The following is a 14,300-nucleotide window of genomic DNA, read 5'->3' on the forward strand; positions in this document are numbered from 1 at the left end:
AGCTTCTTGTTTAACCATGATCTTTTCGGAAAACCGCTTCACACTTTTCCGGATCATGCTCTAACTTACGCGCGCGGTTCGCCGAGCGTGTGCATCAACCGGTTGGCCCATCCAAACAGCGCTGCCGACAGGACCAGATCAAGCTGTTCGAGCTCGCTCAGCCCGGCATCCGCCAGCGCCCTGCCATCGTCCGCGCCGACTTCGACCGGTGTTGTCGAGAGCTTGGCCGCAAAATCGAACAGCGCCTGGTCGCGCGGCGGCAGCTTGGCATCGCGCTCGTCGGCGAAGATCGTGTCGATGATGTCGCTGCGGCGGGTGATGCCGATGAAACGCGAGGCATGCACGGCGGCGCAATAGACGCAGCGATTGACGATGGAGGCGCCGACCGCGCCCAGCTCGCGCTCCGCCGACGACAGGCCGTCCTTGCCATACATGATCATGTTGAACAGCGGCGAGCGCACCTCCAGCGACTCCGGATCGTGCGCCAGCGTCAGGACGTATGGCGAGAAGCCGGTGTTCGACGGCGTCACTTTCATCGCCGCGAGTTGCTCAGGCGTCGCAGTCGCGAGATCGACGGGCGTGACATAGGGCGACCAGGTCGGGACCTTGGCCGTGAAGCGGTGGACGGGCTCGCTCATTGCACGCCTTTCAGGACTTTCAGACCGGCGATGACCCGGAGCTGATAATTCACGAAAGCGGCCAGTTCGGCGAGGCGCACGATATCCGGCTCGCGGACGCCGGCAGCCTTGAGCGCTTCGATATCCCGGCGCGTCGCCTCGCGGGGCGCGATCGTCAAGAGGTCGGCATGACGCGCCACCGCATCGAGCCGCGGCTCGCCGCATGTCCCGTCGGGGTGCGCGAGCGGCGCCACATCGAGATCACCGGAATGCGCCAGATAGGCATCGTAGTGGCCGGCGAGCTCATCATTGCCGACATGGCGGCACATTCGCGCTGCGAGCGCGGCCCGCAGGGCATGGCTCAATCCGCCCGGTTCTCGCGGCAGCAGCACTGCGTCATGCGCGGCTTCACTGAGGCGCAGGATTTCGGCCCGCGCCTTCAACGCCGCGCCGAGCTTTGAAGCCGGCGGAACGCCGGCCAACGTTTCGATCAGCGTCGTCATGCCGTTTCCCTGAGGTCGCGAGGGTTTGGGACATCCTCGACCGTGAAGCCGAGGGGATGCGCGCTGCCGAGGAATGCGTTCAGCTCGTCTTCGTAACGCGCCGGATCGAGCCCGCGGGATTTCAGCCACGCCGGATCGTAATAGGTCTGGCGGTAGCGCTCGCCGGAATCGCAGATCAGCGTGACCAGAGATCCGGTGCCGCCCGCGCTGCGCATTTCCGACGCCAGGCGGCAGAGCGCCAGGAAATTGGTGCCGGTGGAGCCGCCGACCGGCCGGCGCAGCAGGCGCGACAGCACGTTCATCGCCGCGATCGATGCCGAATCCGGAATCTTCATCATGCGGTCGACCACACCCGGAACGAACGACGGCTCGCAGCGCGGGCGGCCGACGCCTTCGATCAGCGAGGGCCGCTCGCAGACATGGGAGCGATCCTGGGTGCGGAAGCAATCGAAAAAGGCGGAATGTTCGACGTCGGCGACGCAAAGCCGCGTCGGAAATTGCCGATAGCGCAAATAGCGCCCGATGGTCGCCGAGGTGCCGCCAGTACCGGCACCCATCACGATCCATTCGGGCAGCGGGCGCTGCTCGCCGTTGAGCTGGGTGAAGATCGACTCGGCGATGTTGTTGTTGCCGCGCCAATCGGTCGCGCGCTCCGCGAAGGTGAACTGATCCATGTAGTGACCGCCGAGACGCGCGGCGAGCGCGGCGGCCTCGGCATAGAGCGCTCGGCCATCGTCGATCAAATGGCAGTTGCCGCCGTAATGCTCGATCGCGGCGATCTTCTCGGCCGACGTCGTGCGAGGCATCACCGCGTAGAACGGCACGCCGATCATCTGCGCGAAATAGGCCTCCGAGACCGCCGTCGAGCCCGATGATGCCTCCACGACGGCCGTGCCCTCGCGGATGTGTCCGTTGCACAGCGCGTAGAGGAACAGCGATCGCGCGAGGCGATGCTTGAGACTGCCGGTCGGGTGGGTCGATTCGTCCTTCAGATAGATGTCGATGCCTGACAGCGCCGGCACGATCAGCCGCATCAGATGCGTATCGGCCGTGCGGCACTGGTCCGCCTCGATCGCGGACACGGCCTCATCGACCCAGCCGCGCCGGTAGTTCGGCCCGGCCGGGCGATTTTGGCGGGAGGACATGTGCCCGTTCGACATGCCGCCATGAAATCATAATTCTTAATGAGCATCAAGATAGCTTTATCATTCCAAATATAAATGATACAGAATTGAAGGATGCAAGACGACGTCATCGATATCCGCCTGCTCGAAGCCTTCGCCGCTGTGATGTCGGCCGGCAGCATCACCGGCGCGGCCCGGCTGCTCGGCCGTTCGCAGCCGGTGGTCACGCGGCAGATCCAGGACCTGGAGACCGATGTCGGCTATCTCCTGTTTTCCAGGAATGGCCCGCGCATCACGCCGACGCCGAAAGGCATCCTGTTCCACGCCGAGGTCGAGCGTCTTCTGCTCGGGCTGAAGCACATCCGCGATCGCGCGGCGGCGATCGGAGCCGGCTCGCTGCCGGTGCTGAGCCTCGCCGCGATCCCGGCGCTTGCTGCAGGCGTCGTGCCGGTCGCGCTCGCAACGGTGGATCAACATCTGTTGCCGCGGCAGATCCATGTGCAGGCGCTCTCGGCCGAGAACGTCGTGCAATCGGTGCTTGCGCAATCGGTCGACTTCGGGCTCGCCAGCCTGCCGGTCCAGCATCCTGGCCTCGACGTGCAATGGGTCTGCGAGGTTCCCTGCGTGGCGTGCCTCGCCGCGGATCATCCGCTCGCCAAGCGCAAGGTGATCCGCCTGAAGGATCTCGACGGCCGCCGGCTCCTGACCATGGCGAATCCCTATCGGCTGCGCCGCCGCGTCGAGGAAGCTATCGCGCGCGCCGGCGCGGCGCCGGCAGAGGTCATTGCGACCAACGCGTCGCTGACCGCGATCGCGATGGCCAAACAGTCGCTCGGCATCGCGATCGTCGAGCCGGTGCTCACCTCGAGCCTTGCGGTGGACGGCGTGGTCACCCGCCCGCTCGATGTTGCCATCCCCTTCCTGTTTGCTGCGATCTCGCCCACCGGGCGCGAGCTCACGCCGACGGTCGCCGCGATCAACGATGCGCTGCGCGTTGCGGTCACGCTGATGCCCGGCGCGACCCTTCACGGCGGCGAGGCCGCGTGGTCCGAGCCGGCCGGCGAGGCCGATACTTTCGAGAGGGAACGTTCATGACGGCGACCACCGCGAACGCAGCCGGGTTGGCCGCGCTCGAAGCGCGCCTGAAGCAGGACCTCGCCTGGCTCGAACTGCCGTCCAAGCCATGGGTGCCGCGCCGCGTAGCCGACGGGCGGGACGTGGTCGACGTCGTTATCGTCGGCGCCGGAATGGCCGGCCTCGTCACCTCAGGCATGCTGAAGCGCCTCGGCGTCGACAATCACCTCGTGCTCGATCGCGCGCCGGCCGGCCTGGAAGGCCCGTGGGTCACCTTCGCGCGGATGCGCACGCTGCGCTCGCCGAAGGAATTGACCGGCCCGGCCATGGGGCTGCCGGCGCTGACGTTCCGCGCCTTCTACGAGGCGCAGTATGGCGAGGCGGCCTGGAAAACTCTCGATCGCGCGCCGCGCACGATGTGGATGGAGTACCTGATCTGGTACCGCCGGGTGCTCGACCTGCCCGTCCGCAACGAGGTGTCGGTCGAGCGTATTCGCGCCCGGTCCGACGATCTGCTGGCGCTCGACATCAACGAGGGCGATCGCACACGGCAGCTTCTCGCGCGCCGCGTCGTGCTGGCGACCGGACGCGACGGTCTCGGCGGTCCCTATCTGCCGCCGATCGCAGATGGGATCGACAGACGTTTCTGGGCGCACTCAGCCGAGGCCATCGATTTCGCGCGTCTGCAGGGAAAACGCGTCGCCGTGGTCGGCGCGGGCGCTTCCGCGATGGACAATGCCGCGACCGCGCTCGAAGCCGGCGCCGGCAGGCTCGATCTCTTCATCCGTCGGCCGGACATCCCGCGCATCAACAAGTTCACCGGGATCGGCAGCCAGGGCGTCGTCCACGGCTTCGCGGGCCTGCCGGACGAGTGGAAGTGGCGCTTCCTCGATCACACGCTGCGGGCGCAGACGCCGCCGCCGCGGCCGAGCGTGCTGCGCATCTCCGCCCATCCGCAGGCGCATTTCCACCTGGCGAGCCCGGTCACGGATCTCGCCGTCGACAGCGATCATCTCGTCGTGATGACGCCCAAGGGCCGTTACGCCGTTGACTTCATCATCTTCGGCACCGGCTTCAAGGTCGACTTCGGTCTGCGTCCCGAGCTTGCCGAATTCGCGCCCCACGTCCGTCAGTGGTCCGATCGCTTCGGCGTCCCCGAGGGGATGGCCAATCCGGAGCTGGAATCGTCGCCTGACCTCGGCGATAGCTTCGAATTCCTCGAAAAGGTGCCGGGCGCATGTCCGGCGCTGTCCCGCCTGCACTGCTTCAACTACCCGGCGACGCTCAGCCACGGCAAGCTCAGTGGAGACATCCCGGCGATCAGCGAGGGTGCCGACCGGCTCGCGCGCGGCATCGTCCGCCGGCTGTTCGTCGAAGATCGCGAACGCCATTTCGAAAACCTCAAGGCATTCGCAACGCCCGAGATCCTCGGCGACGAATGGACCGACGCCGATGCGAAGCAACCCGCCGGATAGACCCGCCTCAGGAAACCAACAGGTCAGCGCAGATGCAGACGAGTAACAACCGGAATGCCATCGTGGCGGCAATCGCCGGCAACGCGATGGAATGGTACGACTTCACGATCTTCGCCCTGATGACCCCGGTCATCAAGAACCTGTTCTTTCCGGTCGATCCGAACATCCCCGGCAGCGAGATCAACGCGCTGTTGTTGACAACCGCGCTGTTCGGCGCCGGCTTCGTGATGCGGCCGATCGGCGGCGTCGTGCTCGGCTATTTCGGCGATCGCAAGGGGCGAAAGGCTGCAATGACGCTGGGCATGACGCTGATGGCGCTGGCGGTCGCCATGCTGGCGCTGACGCCGACCTACGCGACCGTCGGGATCGCAGCACCGTTCATCGTGCTGGTCGCGCGCCTCCTGCAGGGCTTCTCGGTCGGCGGCGAGTTCGGCACCTCCACCGCCTATCTGATCGAAGCCGCCCCGCCCGGCCGCACCGGCTACTACGGCTCGTGGCAGATCACCGGCCAGTTGATGGCCAATGTGCTCGGCGCAACGCTCGGCGCCTGCCTGACGCTGATGTTCACGCCGGAGCAGCTCACCGCCGGCGCGTGGCGGATTCCGTTCTTCGTCGGCCTCGCGATCATTCCGATCCTGCTCTACATGCGCGCCCGGCTGGTCGAGCCGGATGCCCTTCGGCAGGACAAGGCGACCGCGCAGAAGGCGGCCTTCACATCCGACCTGAAGCGACCGGGCCGCAACTACCTGATCGGCATGGGGATGGTGGTCGCGAGCGCGGTCTCGTTCTACGTCACCTTCGGCTACACCGTGACCTACGCCAAGGAGGTGCTCAAGCTGCCGCTGACGCAGAGCTTCCTGGTGCAGATGATCGCGGCGCTCGTGATGGTGATCGTGGTCCCGATCGCCGGCACTGTGTCCGACCGTTACCCGCGCAAGCCGCTGCTGCTGGTGTCGCTGGTCGGCTATTTCGTCTCGCTCTATCCGCTCTATAGCTGGGTGATCGCCGAGCCCTCGATCACGAAGCTCCTGGTCAGCCAGGTCGTGATCGGATTCTTCAGTGCGTTCTTCCTCGGCGTCTACTGCACCACACTGGTCGAGCTCTTCCCGGTCCGGATCCGGTCGACCTCGCTCTCTATCGTCAACAATGTCGCGGTGCTGATCTCCGGCGGCTTCGCGCAGTTCTTCGTAACCTGGCTCCTCGCGCTCACGGCCTCGCCGCTGGCGCCGATCTTCTATGTGATGATCGGCGTGGCCCTCGGCCTGATTTCCGTCATCGCGATGCGGCCCGCCGACATGAAACCGCGATAGTCGGGAACGCTCACAGCGCCGGGGGAGGATCGCCTCCGGATCGCGGCGCCTCCTTGTCCTGGGCATCCACGTCTTGGTTTCCCTGTGAAGAAAGGCATGGATGGCCGGGACAAGCCCGGCCATGACGATGCGGAAACGTCAGCGCCAAAGCCCGCTGACGTCATGCGCAATTGCCCTGCCAGCAAGCGGGAGAGGGAACGCAGCACCTGCGCGGCCACCACTTCATCTCATCATTCCCTAGCCTGCCTTGCGCAGCTTCAGCGCGTCGTAGAAGGCCGTTTCGAAATTGATGTAGCCGATGAACGATGTCGGATCGCCGAACGGCAGGATTTGCGTGGCCCAGTAGCCGCCGAACCCGTTCTGGCGGTCGATCCAGTAGAACAAATTGGCAAGGCCGGCCCAACCCAGCGCGCCGGCGGGGCGGCCGGTCGGGGCCTGCTCCTCATTGATCATGAAGCTGAGCGCCCAGGATTTCGACTGGCCGGGGAAGAACTCGGCATCGTTGGCGAGCGAGGTGATCACGCCGGTGATCGCGGTGACCTTGTTGTTGCCGAGGTGGTTCTTCTCCGCCATCCGCACGGTCTCCGCCTTCAGGACACGGCCGTGCTCGCCGGCGCCGTCATTCAGCCACATGCGGATGAAGCGCATGTAGTCGCCGATGGTGCCGTAAAGTCCGTGGCCGCCCATGTGGATTTCGGGATTGGCCGGCAGCTCGAAATCCATCGGCGCGAGCGAGCCGTCGGCGTTGCGCGCGTGGATGCCGGCAAGCTTGCGGCGCATCGGGTCGGAGAGCTCGAAGGTCGTGTCCTTGATGCCGAGCGGCTCGAAGATGCGCGTCCTGAAGACCTCGCCGAGCCGCCTGTCCGTGATCGCCTCGACGATCTGGCCACACCAATCCATGTTGGTGCCATATTCCCACCGCTCGCCGGGATCGAACAGCAGCGGGGTCATCAGCGACGCCTTGGACGCCGTGATGACGCTCGGCTGCCCTTTCTCCTGCGCGAGGCGGTTGTAGGTGTGATTGATGAAGTCGTAGCTCAGGCCGGCGGAATGCACCATCAGCATGCGGGTGGTGATGTCGCGCTTTGGTGCGCGGAGCCGTGGCTCGCCCTTGTCGTCAAAACCTTCGATCACCTGGAGCTTGCCGATGTCGGGCGCGTAGGTTCTGGCCGGCACGTCCAGATCGAGCCTGCCCTCCTCGACGAGCTGCAGCACGGCCGTCCCGGTGATCGCCTTGGTCGTCGAGAAGATGGCGAACACGCTGTCGGTCGTCATGTCGGCGGGCTGATCGAGGCGGCGCTTGCCGGCGGCGCCTTCATAGATGTTGCGATGGCGGTCGGTCACCATGGCAACGACGCCGGGGACGCGCGGGTTTGATGTCACAACGCCGTCGAGAATCGCATCTGCTGCCGCACTGAAATTCGTGCTCATTGTCTTCCTCCCATATTGCTTGTGATGTGGTCAGCCTCGATCGGGATGGCTGCTTTCACGAACGGCCTCCCGCTCGGTCTTCGCCTGCGTAGCCCGGATGGAGCGAAGCGAAATCCGGGCTCGGTGTCACCGTTGCGGCATAAGTCCCCGGATTGCGCTTCGCTCCATCGAGGCTACGAAATCGCGCCTACTGCATGGCAAAGCCCTGATAGCCGCTCGCGGCGACCTCGTCGCATTTCTGGCGATAGGTACCGACGCCGCCGCAGTAGGACAGCACCCGGCGCGGCTTGCCTTCGACATTCGAGCCGAGATACCAGGAGTTGGTCTTCGCGATCAGCGTTGCGTTGGCCGTCTCATCGTGATGCGCCACCCACTGGTCCTCGGTCTCCCTGGCCGGCTCGATGACGTTCAGATCCTTGCCGCGCAGATATTTGATGCAATCGGAGATCCACTCGACCTGCTGCTGCAGGCAAGTGGTCATGTTGCAGAGCGCGGCGGAGGGCGCGAGCGGCACCGCGGTCGTGAACAGGTTCGGGTAGCCGTGGACCTGCAGACCCATGGTGGTGCGGATGTCCCGGCCCCAATCCTCCTTCAGCGAGCGCCCGTCGCGGCCGCGGATGTCGATGCGCGTCAACGCGCCCGTTCCGGCGTCGAAGCCGGTCGCCAGGATGATGACGTCGAATTCGTGCACGGTGCCATCGGCGGTCTGGATGCCCCCAGGCGTGATGCGCGCGATCGGATTGTCCTTGACACTGACGATCTCGACATTGGGCCGGTGGAAGGCCTCGAGGAAATTGCTCTCCAGCGGCACCCGGTGCGTGCCGAAGCCGTAATCGGTCGGAATAAGCTGTTCGCACAGCTTGGGGTCCTTGAGCCGCTCGCGCATCTTCTCGCGCACGAATTCGGTGATCTCGGCGTTGACGGCTTCGTCGAAGAACAATTCGGCGAAGGACGAAACCCACAATTTCAGGGATCCGTCGTTCCAGCAGTCCTCGATCACCTGGCGGCGTTGCGCGGGCGTCAGGTCGGCCCAGAGGTGCTCGAAGTCGAACTCGAAGCCGGTGAAGGTCTTCGGCAGCCGTTCGGTGAGGAATTTGAACTTCGACTTGTAGGCCTCGGCATCCGACGCACCCCATTTCGGGTTCTTCATCGGGATGATGTATTGCGGGGTGCGGATGAACACCTTGAGATGGCCGACCTCGCCGGCGATCGACTGGATCACCTGGATTCCGGTTGCGCCGTTGCCGACCACCCCGACCCGCTTGCCGGCAAGCTCGATCGGCCCCTTGGGCCAGCGCGCGGTGTGGAATAGCTTGCCCTTGAAGCTCTCCTGTCCCGGGAAGGACACGTGCGGCGCCGAGAGCATGCCGCAGCAGGTGACCAGGAACTGGGTGTCGATCACCTCGCCCTTGTCCGTCGTCACCAGCCAGCGTTGCGTCGCCTCATTGAAATGCGCGCTCTTGACCGTGGTGCCGAACTGGATGTCCTTCTTGAGGTCGAGGCGGTCGGCGACGTAATTCAGCCAGCGCTCGATTTCCGGCTGCCCCGGGAACCGCTCGCTCCAGCTCCAGCCTTTGTAGAGATCCTCGGAGAACAGGTACTGATAGGTGTGGCCTTCGGAATCGAAGCGCGCGCCCGGATAGCGATTCCAGTACCAGGTGCCGCCGACGCTTGACCCGGCATCGATCGCCCTGACATTCAAGCCCTGCTCGCGCAGGCGGAACAGTTGATAGAGGCCGGCGACGCCGGCACCGATTACCACGGCGTCGAGTTTGGACGTCGCATGTGCGCCATTGCTTCCATTGGACCTGGTTGCGGTCTCGGTCATGGTTCCCTCCTGTGTGGTCTCTCGCACGCCCTTTCCCATCCGCTGTGTCGCCGGATGACGGTGCGTTGCGCCAAATTGAGCCTCGGCGGCATGGTCAGGCCGCCGAGACGCAGAGGAGGCTAAGGGGCCTGCGGCCTTCGCGACTTGGATGAAACAGACAATCTCTGGAACGCGGCCGTTCAATCGCCGCGATCGCCGGCTGACGTGCTTGGCAAACGGCAAAAGCGGCTTAATCTGCGTCGCCGGCCGGCCAAGGAAAACAAGCAGTCACCCGCGCCAGGGATTTCGAGGGACGGATTCCAAGGAGGAGGCTCGCGCGATGGGCCAGTTGATCACGGTCGAGGAGCTGCCACGCTACGCTCCCGGTGAGCTGAAGTTGGACAGCGCCTCGGTCGGGAGGAACGACTTCCGGCTGCGGATTTTCCGCTATGCGCCGTCAGACATCTGGGTCCCCCCATCAGCAAACTTCCTTCTCGTGCTCTATCGCGACGGCGTGACGTCGATGAACCGCCGCGTCACCGGCGCGTGGAAGCAGGATCATGTCGGCCGCGGCGTCACGTCATTCCTGACGCGCGCCGAGCCATCAAGCTGGCAATGGAAGAACGACATCGAGGTCACCCATTTCTACATCGCTCCCGCCCTCATGACGAAGACCGCGAGCGATGCCTTCGACCGCGACGCTGAATCGATCGAACTTCACGACCTGCTCAAGGTCGAGGATCCGATCCTGACCTGGATCAACGACCAGATGGTTCAGGAAGTTGCGGCAGGCGGTCCGGGCGGCCGTCTCTGCTACGATGCGCTGGCGCTGCAGGCGAGCGTGCACATCCTGCGCAAATACGCGGCGATCGAATTCAAGATGCCGTGCGCGCAGGGACGGTTCAGGCCGGCGCATGCGCGGCTGATCGAGGACTACATCGAGCAGAACATCTTCCGGAACATCACGCTGGAGGAGCTCGCGAACATCTGCAATTGCACGCCGGTGCAGTTCGCCCGCAAATTCCGGGTTCACTACGGCATGCGGCCGCATGCCTATGTCCTGCGGCGCAAGGTGGAGCATGCGTGCCGGCATCTGCGCAAGGACCGCGTCGCGCTGAAGGAGATCGCGCTGCTCGCCGGCTTCGCCGATCAGAGCCACCTCAATCGCGTCTTCCGGCAGCACATGAACGTCACGCCCGCCGAATATCGCCGACAGGTCTGCGAGACGACGATCGAGGCGTGAGACCGGGGCGTCCGCGGCCCCTCATTCCGCCGGGCACGCCACGGCCACCGCCGGCCGGTCGAGCCGCAGGCTCCAAAGCGCGAGCAGCAACCCGACCGCCGTGATCGCGGCCGCCACCAGCGGCAGCGCGCCGAGGCCGAAATTGTGATCGATGCTGAGTCCGCCGGCCCAGGCGCCAAGCGCGTTGCCGAGATTGAAGGCCGCGATATTCAGGCTCGACGCCAGCGTGCGCCCTTCCACGCCGGCCGCTTCGAGCACACTCAGTTGCAGCGGCGCGACGGTGGCAAAGGCGCCGATGCCGAGCGGGAACAGCACCGCAACCGCGAGCGGCTTGATCGAGAGCACGGCCGCGAGCGCCACGAGCACGATTGCGAGCCCGCCGAGCGTCACGATCAAGGCGCGCGCGAGCCCCTTGTCGGCGAGCCGGCCGCCCGCGACATTGCCGATCGCAAGGCCGGCACCGAACACCAACAGGATCGGCGACACCGCAGCCTCCGAGAAGCCGGTCAGGCGCGTCAGGATCGGCTGCACATAGGTGAAGACCACGAACAGGCCGCCGAAGCCAAACACCGTCATGGCAAGCCCGAGCAGAACCTGCGGGCGGCCGAGCACGGCCAGTTCCTGGCGCAGCGGCGCGGGCTTGTCGCTGTTGCCGACATGGCCGGGCACCAGCACCGACAGCACGACGAACGCCGCGACACCGATCGCGGTCACCGCCCAGAACGCGGCGCGCCAGCCGAGCATCAGGCCGAACCAGGCGCCAAACGGTACGCCGAGCAGGGTTGCGACCGTTAGCCCGATGAACATCGTGGCGATCGCCGACGCGCGCTTGTCCTCAGGGACGAGGCTCGTCGCCACCACCGAGCCGACGCCGAAGAAGGTACCGTGCGCGAGCGAGGTGAGGATGCGCGCCGCCATCAGCAGCGTATAGTTCGGCGCCAGCGCGCAGGCGGCGTTGCCGAGGGTGAAGATCGCCATCAGCGCCAGCAGCACCGCCTTGCGCGGCATCCGCCGCGTCAGAAGCGTCAGGATCGGCGCGCCGACGAAGACGCCGAGCGCATAGCCGGACATCAACAGACCCGCCACGGGGACCGACACCTGCATGTCGGCGGCGACCTGCAGCAGCAAGCCCATGATGAGGAATTCTGTGGTGCCGATGCCGAAGGCACCGGCGGTCAGGGCAAGAACAGCAAGAGGCATGGGTCGCTCCGGAGCGGATGGGAATTGCGCCGGGGACATAGCGACGTCGGCACGTAAGGATTAGGATGGCGCCAATCCAATCATTTGTGACGTGAATTCAACGTGGCCCGATCCGATACCAACCGCTCCGGCGAGATGGACGTCTTCGTCCGTGTCGTCGACCTTGGCGGCTTCACCGCTGCTGCAAAGAATCTCCGGCAGACGCCGTCGGGTGTCAGCAAGCTGGTTTCCCGGCTGGAAGCGCGGCTCGGCACCCGGCTCGTCAACCGCACCACGCGCAAGCTCCAGCTCACCGAGGAAGGGCAGGCCTTCTACGAGCGCGCCCTGCGCATCCTCGCCGATATCGACGAGGCCGAACGCGAGGCGGCATCCTGCACACCGCGCGGCCACCTCACCGTCAACAGCAACATTCCGTTCGGCATGCTGCATGTGATGCCGCTGTTGCCGCGTTTCATGGGCGAGAATCCCGACATCACGCTCGACATCACCCTCACCGATACGTTGATCGACCTGATGCAGGAGCGCGCCGACGTCGCGATCCGCGTCGGTCCGCTCAGCGCCTCGCGCCTCGTCGCCCGCAAGCTCGGCACCAGCCGCATGGTGGTGGTCGCAGCCCCGTCCTATCTCGCCCGCTTCGGCGCACCGAAGACGCCGGCCGATCTCGCCGGCCATCGCGGCATCGGCTGGACCTTTCCGCGCAGCATCCGTGGTTGGCCGTTCCACCGCAACGAGCAACTCCAGGAGGCGTTGCCGCCGCCGATCGCACGCGCCAGCAATGGCGAGGCCGCCCGCCAGCTCGCGCTCGGCGGCATCGGGCTCGCGCGGCTCGCGCTGTTCCACATCGGCCCCGACATCGAGGCGGGCCGTCTCGTACCGGTGCTGCAAAACTACAATCCCGGCGACCGCGAGGACATCCACGCCGTCTATGTCGGCCATGCCGGGCCGCTGCCGGCGCGGGTGCGCGCCTTCATCGATTTCCTCTCACAGCACATCCGCATCGGCGATCCGTCGCTGCGGCGTGACGCGAAGGGAAAGTGGAAGATCGTGACCAGCCGGTGACGGCGGCAACGCCCGCCGCGCGATAGCCAGATCGTGAACGCTGCGGCGCCGCGAGCGCTTGGCAAAGCCGGCCAAAGCCGCTAAACGTCCGCCCCCTTTCACATCACAATCAGAGCATGACATGTCGAGCGCCCCGCCCGCCGTCTCGATCGGCGTCGATTTCGGCACCAGCAACACCGTGGTGGCGCTGTCCGACGGCGATGGCCGCGTCGAGGCCATCAGGTTCGACCATGGCGGCCGGACCCATAGCGTCTATGTGTCGGCCTTGTGCTTCTGGGAGGAGCGGCCGGGCAGCGGGCTACATGCGCGCGCCGAGGGCGGGCCGTGGGCGATCGAGCAGTTCCTCGAGGGCCGCACCATCCATCGCTTCATCCAGTCGTTCAAGACGTTCGCGGCGAGCACGGCCTTCAACACCACCCAGATCTTCCGGCAGCGCTACAAGTTCGAGGACCTCCTGGCGGCGTTCCTGCGCACGCTGGCGCGTCACGCCGGCGACGGCTTCGATCTCGGCGCGCCGACCGTCATGGTCGGCCGCCCGGTGCGCTTCGCCGGCGGCAATCCCGACGATGCGCTCGCCATGCAGCGCTACCAGGCCGCGTTCGAGCGGCTGGGCGCCGGCCACGCGCGCTATGTCTACGAGCCGGTCGGCGCCGCGTTCTCCTTCGCCCGGCAACTCGACCACGACGCCACCGTGCTGGTCGCTGATTTCGGCGGCGGCACCAGCGACTTCTCCGTGATGCGCTTCTCGCGCAAGGGCGGCGTGCTGCGCGCCGAGCCGCTCGGGCATTCCGGCATCGGCATTGCCGGCGACACTTTCGACTATCGCATCGTCGACCACATCGTCTCGCCGCGGCTCGGCAAGGGCACGAGCTACCGCTCGTTCAACAAGGTGCTGCCGATCCCCAATCACTATTATTCCAGCCTCGCCCGCTGGCATCAGCTCGCGATGATGAAGGGAAGCAACGATTTGCGCGACCTCAAGCAGCTCGTGCGCACCGCGCTCGATCCCGCGCCGCTGGAGGATTTCATCACCATCGTCGATCACGATCTCGGCTTTTCGCTCTATCGCGCGGTGTCCGACACCAAGGTCGCGCTGTCGACCCAGGACAGCGTCGAATTCCGTTTTGACCGCGAGGGCATCGATATCGCCGCGACCGTCACCCGCAGCGATTTCGAAGAGTGGATCGCCGACGACATCGAACGCTTGGGCGCAACCGTCGACGAGGCGCTGGCCAGCGCCGGCATCACCGCGCGCGACGTCGAGAAGGTGTTCTTGACCGGCGGCACCTCGTTCGTGCCGGCGGTGCAGCGCCTGTTCGCCGAGCGCTTCGGCGCGGAACGGCTGACATCGGCCGATCAGTTCGAATCGATCGCCTACGGCCTCGCCCTGATCGGCCACACGCCGGACCCGGACCGCTGGACCGTTGCGGCCGCGGCCTGAGTGGTGTCGTCTCGCG

The 14,300-nt window shown here is 65.7% G+C and carries 12 protein-coding genes; 6 read left to right on the plus strand and 6 right to left on the minus strand.

Annotated features, from left to right (window positions below; translation table 11 throughout):
• Nucleotides 1-65 precede the first annotated feature (65 nt).
• From ACFFWD_RS38030 to ACFFWD_RS38040, 3 genes are read right to left on the minus strand one after another with little or no spacing between them, the layout of a single operon-like run.
• Nucleotides 66-638, minus strand: a complete 573-nt coding sequence (locus ACFFWD_RS38030) for a peroxidase-related enzyme (protein WP_376974494.1) — start codon at nt 636-638, stop codon at nt 66-68.
• Complete coding sequence (locus ACFFWD_RS38035) at nt 635-1,120, minus strand: CMD domain-containing protein (RefSeq protein ID WP_376974495.1); 486 nt, start codon at nt 1,118-1,120, stop codon at nt 635-637. Before ACFFWD_RS38035 ends, ACFFWD_RS38030 begins: the two co-directional genes overlap by 4 nt.
• Entirely contained in the window at nt 1,117-2,265 is a 1,149-nt protein-coding gene (locus ACFFWD_RS38040) for a PLP-dependent cysteine synthase family protein (protein ID WP_376974496.1), read from the minus strand. Before ACFFWD_RS38040 ends, ACFFWD_RS38035 begins: the two co-directional genes overlap by 4 nt.
• Before the next feature lie 93 nt (nt 2,266-2,358).
• On the opposite strand from ACFFWD_RS38040, the gene ACFFWD_RS38045 reads away from it, so the two are divergent.
• From ACFFWD_RS38045 to ACFFWD_RS38055, 3 genes are read left to right on the plus strand one after another with little or no spacing between them, the layout of a single operon-like run.
• Nucleotides 2,359-3,339: a LysR family transcriptional regulator gene (locus tag ACFFWD_RS38045; protein WP_376974497.1), complete on the plus strand. Its 981-nt coding sequence runs from the start codon at nt 2,359-2,361 to the stop codon at nt 3,337-3,339.
• Nucleotides 3,336-4,793, plus strand: a complete 1,458-nt coding sequence (locus ACFFWD_RS38050; protein WP_376974498.1) for an NAD(P)-binding domain-containing protein — start codon at nt 3,336-3,338, stop codon at nt 4,791-4,793. The genes ACFFWD_RS38045 and ACFFWD_RS38050 overlap by 4 nt, the downstream gene beginning before the upstream one ends.
• A 32-nt stretch (nt 4,794-4,825) precedes the next feature.
• The gene (locus ACFFWD_RS38055) at nt 4,826-6,103 is read left to right on the plus strand and encodes a citrate-proton symporter (protein WP_376974499.1); all 1,278 of its coding nucleotides are present in this window, start codon (nt 4,826-4,828) and stop codon (nt 6,101-6,103) included.
• A 237-nt stretch (nt 6,104-6,340) separates the two neighbouring features.
• Here ACFFWD_RS38055 and acmB read toward each other — a convergent pair whose 3' ends face one another.
• Both acmB and ACFFWD_RS38065 read right to left on the minus strand, forming a co-directional pair.
• Nucleotides 6,341-7,534, minus strand: coding sequence for a methyl acetate hydrolase AcmB (gene acmB / locus ACFFWD_RS38060; RefSeq protein ID WP_376974500.1), 1,194 nt, complete (start codon nt 7,532-7,534; stop codon nt 6,341-6,343).
• A gap of 187 nt (nt 7,535-7,721) precedes the next feature.
• Nucleotides 7,722-9,362, minus strand: a complete 1,641-nt coding sequence (locus tag ACFFWD_RS38065) for a flavin-containing monooxygenase (RefSeq protein ID WP_376974501.1) — start codon at nt 9,360-9,362, stop codon at nt 7,722-7,724.
• A 319-nt stretch (nt 9,363-9,681) separates the two neighbouring features.
• On the opposite strand from ACFFWD_RS38065, the gene ACFFWD_RS38070 reads away from it, so the two are divergent.
• The gene (locus ACFFWD_RS38070; protein ID WP_376974502.1) at nt 9,682-10,584 is read left to right on the plus strand and encodes a helix-turn-helix transcriptional regulator; all 903 of its coding nucleotides are present in this window, start codon (nt 9,682-9,684) and stop codon (nt 10,582-10,584) included.
• A 21-nt stretch (nt 10,585-10,605) separates the two neighbouring features.
• On the opposite strand, the gene ACFFWD_RS38075 is transcribed toward ACFFWD_RS38070, so the two are convergent.
• The gene (locus ACFFWD_RS38075; RefSeq protein ID WP_376974503.1) at nt 10,606-11,784 is read right to left on the minus strand and encodes an MFS transporter; all 1,179 of its coding nucleotides are present in this window, start codon (nt 11,782-11,784) and stop codon (nt 10,606-10,608) included.
• A gap of 102 nt (nt 11,785-11,886) precedes the next feature.
• Here ACFFWD_RS38075 and ACFFWD_RS38080 point away from each other — a divergent pair, with 102 nt between their 5' ends.
• Both ACFFWD_RS38080 and ACFFWD_RS38085 read left to right on the plus strand, forming a co-directional pair.
• The gene (locus tag ACFFWD_RS38080; RefSeq protein WP_376974504.1) at nt 11,887-12,843 is read left to right on the plus strand and encodes a LysR family transcriptional regulator; all 957 of its coding nucleotides are present in this window, start codon (nt 11,887-11,889) and stop codon (nt 12,841-12,843) included.
• A 121-nt stretch (nt 12,844-12,964) separates the two neighbouring features.
• Entirely contained in the window at nt 12,965-14,284 is a 1,320-nt protein-coding gene (locus tag ACFFWD_RS38085) for an Hsp70 family protein (RefSeq protein ID WP_376974505.1), read from the plus strand.
• Nucleotides 14,285-14,300: the final 16 nt, after the last annotated feature.

The sequence above is a fragment of the Bradyrhizobium erythrophlei genome (assembly GCF_042430365.1).
Classification (GTDB): Bacteria; Pseudomonadota; Alphaproteobacteria; order Rhizobiales; family Xanthobacteraceae; genus Bradyrhizobium; species Bradyrhizobium erythrophlei.

What these genes read in the sequence shown, in the direction of transcription:
- ACFFWD_RS38085 (WP_376974505.1), top strand. Translation starts at nt 12,965, where the DNA reads ATGTCGAGCGCCCCGCCCGCCGTCTCGATCGGCGTCGATTTCGGCACC.
- acmB (WP_376974500.1), bottom strand. Translation starts at nt 7,534, where the DNA reads ATGAGCACGAATTTCAGTGCGGCAGCAGATGCGATTCTCGACGGCGTT.
- ACFFWD_RS38070 (WP_376974502.1), top strand. Translation starts at nt 9,682, where the DNA reads ATGGGCCAGTTGATCACGGTCGAGGAGCTGCCACGCTACGCTCCCGGT.
- ACFFWD_RS38055 (WP_376974499.1), top strand. Translation starts at nt 4,826, where the DNA reads ATGCAGACGAGTAACAACCGGAATGCCATCGTGGCGGCAATCGCCGGC.
- ACFFWD_RS38065 (WP_376974501.1), bottom strand. Translation starts at nt 9,362, where the DNA reads ATGACCGAGACCGCAACCAGGTCCAATGGAAGCAATGGCGCACATGCG.
- ACFFWD_RS38040 (WP_376974496.1), bottom strand. Translation starts at nt 2,265, where the DNA reads ATGTCCTCCCGCCAAAATCGCCCGGCCGGGCCGAACTACCGGCGCGGC.
- ACFFWD_RS38075 (WP_376974503.1), bottom strand. Translation starts at nt 11,784, where the DNA reads ATGCCTCTTGCTGTTCTTGCCCTGACCGCCGGTGCCTTCGGCATCGGC.
- ACFFWD_RS38045 (WP_376974497.1), top strand. Translation starts at nt 2,359, where the DNA reads ATGCAAGACGACGTCATCGATATCCGCCTGCTCGAAGCCTTCGCCGCT.
- ACFFWD_RS38050 (WP_376974498.1), top strand. Translation starts at nt 3,336, where the DNA reads ATGACGGCGACCACCGCGAACGCAGCCGGGTTGGCCGCGCTCGAAGCG.
- ACFFWD_RS38035 (WP_376974495.1), bottom strand. Translation starts at nt 1,120, where the DNA reads ATGACGACGCTGATCGAAACGTTGGCCGGCGTTCCGCCGGCTTCAAAG.
- ACFFWD_RS38030 (WP_376974494.1), bottom strand. Translation starts at nt 638, where the DNA reads ATGAGCGAGCCCGTCCACCGCTTCACGGCCAAGGTCCCGACCTGGTCG.